This window comes from Streptomyces sp. NPDC046727, assembly GCF_040645635.1.
Taxonomy (GTDB): domain Bacteria; phylum Actinomycetota; class Actinomycetes; order Streptomycetales; family Streptomycetaceae; genus Streptomyces.
Window position 1 is genome coordinate 1 of sequence record NZ_JBEYYR010000100.1, and the last position, 1151, is coordinate 1151.

Annotated in this window: 1 protein-coding gene; it reads right to left on the minus strand. The window is 57.9% G+C overall.

Annotated elements, in window-relative coordinates:
- Positions 1-398: 398 nt before the first annotated feature.
- Positions 399-1151: hypothetical protein (locus ABZ937_RS42810; RefSeq protein WP_361701119.1), on the minus strand; the 753-nt coding region annotated here is incomplete at its 5' end.

Below are 1151 nucleotides of genomic sequence, written 5' to 3' on the forward strand. Positions count from 1 at the left end.
CGACTCTGCAATCCGAAAACTTTCAGACCTATACTACGTAACTTATATATAGCCGGATTTCCCTTCACGTGAAGCCCGGCTTTCTTATGCCCGTATCCGGACAATCACCAGCAGGTGACAATTAACAGTTAACCTCCCCTCCCTGCAAAATACCTGACTTTTTCTTTTAGGACCAACAATGGGACCAAAACGAAAATTGAACTGAAGATTATCAGATATTAAACAATAAATTACAGTACCAATTCAAACTCCGCCAGCCCACCAAATACGTCGCCAGTGAACCAGATAGACCCGGCGATAATAGCGAAAAAGCCCACAACTTCGGTTGCGGGCTTTTTTGTTTTTGTCACATTCAGGGAGGAAGCCCCTTGGCCCGGGCTCCCCCGGGCCGATGCAGGCTAGTGATCCAGATAAAGGTAGTGCAGCCAGCTGGTCATGCGCAGCAGCACTTTGCGCATCACGGAGACGTGCTCGAAGTGCCCGGTATAGACCGCCGCCTGGGCGCTCACGCCGTCGGGCAGATGATCCAGATCCGGGTTGGCTGCCAGATCGATCATCACGTACACCCCTTCCCGGCCCGGCGTGGCGCTCAGGCCCTGCAGTGCGCCGCTGGCCTGGTAGCTGCCGTCCGGTATCGCCGGCAACACCCGGCTCACGGTACCGCCATAAACCTGTCCCGGCAAACCGTTAAACACAACTTCAGCCTGATCCCCCTGCGCCAAGCGCAGGATGGCGTTCTGGCGGAATACCGCCACCACCTGGCGCTTTTGCTGCGGGATAAAGATCATCACCGGTTTGAACGGCAAGCGCACCGCCGCCGTGCCCGGCCGCGCCAGCACCTGCGTGACATAGCCATCGCTCGGCGCACGCACCACCGTTTGTTCCAGGTTGTAACGCGCTTCGGCTATTTGCGATTTCAGGCTGGCTATCGTGGCGTCTTCGCCGTCATAGCGCCCGGACAACCGCGCCTGTTCCTGTTGGAACTGGGCTTTCGCCGCCTGCAGCGCGGCGGATTGCGCCTGATACTGCTGCTGCGCATGGCTGACGTCCTGCTCCGAAAACGGATTGACCGGCATGGCCGCCCCTTTCGCGTAGCGCTGGTAATCTTTACGGGCGCGCTCAAACTCCACGTTCGCCCGCTGCACGTTGGC